We start from the raw sequence: 1,836 nt of genomic DNA, 5'->3' as shown, positions 1-1,836 counted from the left end.
CCATGGACGGCCCGGCGGCGCGCGCCGGCTGGCACGCGGTGGAACGCGGCGCAAGCCGTCTCGCCCGGTGGACGGATGGCCGCGGCGAACTCGCCCTGCCGCCGGTCGCCGGCCCCGCGACGCTCACGCTCACCGTCACGCCGCTCCCGGCCTATCCGGCCGCGGACCTCGCCATCGCAGCCTGATCCCGGCGGCACCGCCGGACGACATGACACCCCGCCCGGCGATGGCGGGGGGTTTTGCGTGTCAGTGCGAGATCGTCTCCAGCGCCCGGTCGTTCACCCGCGGCCCGAGCGCGCCGATCGTGACCATCACCACCGCCATGCTGCCGGCGATGAAGGCGAATACGCCCGGCGTGCCGAAGCCGCGCAGGAAGGCGGCGATGGCAAAGGCGCTGAACACGACGGACAACCGGCTCCATGAATAGACGAACCCCACTGCGACCGCCCGGATGCGCGTCGGATACAGCTCCGTCTGATAGGCGTGGAAGCTGAACGACATCGTGTTGGCGGCGAGCGTCACGCAGACGCCGAGGGCGATCAGCGGCACCGCCGCCCGCGTCTGGGCGAAGGCCAGTCCGAACGCCGCGACCGCCCCGGCGGCGCCGACGATCAGCCATTTCCGCTCCACCCGGTCCGCCAGCAGCATCGCCAGCAACGGCCCGACCGGGGCGGCCAGCGCGATGACGAAGGTGTACAGCAGGCTATGCGTCACCCCGATGCCCTGACTGATCAGCAGCTGCGGCACCCAGTTTGAAAATCCATAAAATCCAACGGTCTGGAAGACGTTGAACACCACCAGCATAAAGGTGCGGGTGGCATAGGGCGGGCGGAACGCCTCGATCAGGCTGCCGCGCGCGGGCTCCGGCGGCAACGCAAGCGGAACGGGCAGGGGCGCGCCGTATTCGGCGGCGACCCGTCGCTCCAGCGCCGCGACGATTGCCTCGGCCTCGTCCGCGCGGCCGTGCTGCGCGAGCCAGCGCGGGCTTTCCGGCACCGCGCGGCGGATGAACCACACGGCGACCGCGCCCACCGCGCCCGCCGCCACCACCCAGCGCCAGCCGCTGATGCCGAACGGCGCGCGCGGCACCAGCAGCCAGGAGAGGAAGGCGACGGTGGGCACCGCGCAGAACTGGATCACCTGGTTGGCGGCGAAGGCCCGGCCCCGGATCGCCCGCGGCGCCAGCTCCGCGAGGTAGGTGTCGATCGTCACCAGCTCGACGCCGAGGCCGACGCCGGTGATGAAGCGCCACAGGTTCAGCCCGAACGCGTCGTGCTGCGTCGCCATCACCAGGCTCGCGACGGTGTACCACAGCAACGAGACGGTGAAGATTACCCGCCGCCCGAACCGGTCCGCGACGATGCTGAAGGCGAGCGTGCCGACGAACAGCCCGGCGAAAAAGGCGGCGACGAAGCTCGCGATGCCGGCGGTGCCGAACAGGCCCGGCGTGGTGGGCGTGAGGATGCCGTCGCGCACCAGGCCGGGTGCCACGCCGCCGGTCATGAACAGGTCGTAGAACTCGAAATAGCCGCCGAGCGACAGCAGGGCAATCAGCCCCCAGACGCTGCGCGTGGCCGGCAGCCGGTCAAGCCGCGCCGCGATGGCGGCACTCGTCGCGCCGATGGCCGACTGGTCGTCCGGCATCGCGTCTCGCTCCCCTGTCGATACAGCGGAGCACCGTTTCAGCAGCGGCGCTTGTCTGTCCAGAGCAGAGCCGCGCTGGACTGGTCTGCATCACCCCGCCGCGCGTGCCGCCTGTGCCGTCGGGAGCCGCGGGCGCCGCTTCGGGGCCGCGAGCGCCGCGGCGAGGAACAGCGACGCCGCGGCGAGGCTGCC

2 protein-coding genes are annotated in these 1,836 nt (G+C 71.8%); one reads left to right on the top strand and one right to left on the bottom strand.

Annotated features, from left to right (window positions below):
* Positions 1–185, top strand: a 185-nt coding sequence (locus B8460_RS22340) for a hypothetical protein (RefSeq protein ID WP_048862977.1), incomplete at its 5' end; no start/stop codon positions are given.
* Positions 186–246: 61 nt separating this feature from the next.
* Here the strand turns inward: B8460_RS22340 and B8460_RS17870 are convergent.
* Positions 247–1,644: an MFS transporter gene (locus B8460_RS17870; RefSeq protein ID WP_048862976.1), complete on the bottom strand. Its 1,398-nt coding sequence runs from the start codon at positions 1,642–1,644 to the stop codon at positions 247–249.
* Positions 1,645–1,836 lie beyond the last annotated feature (192 nt).

This window comes from Acidisphaera rubrifaciens HS-AP3, from assembly GCF_000964365.1.
GTDB classification, from domain to species: Bacteria; Pseudomonadota; Alphaproteobacteria; order Acetobacterales; family Acetobacteraceae; genus Acidisphaera; species Acidisphaera rubrifaciens.
The sequence above is the reverse complement of the archived record's forward strand: the minus strand, read 5'-3'. Positions and strand labels throughout refer to the sequence as shown.

Coding starts and splice junctions, on each gene's coding strand:
- B8460_RS17870 (WP_048862976.1), bottom strand. CDS start 1,644: ATGCCGGACGACCAGTCGGCCATCGGCGCGACGAGTGCCGCCATCGCG.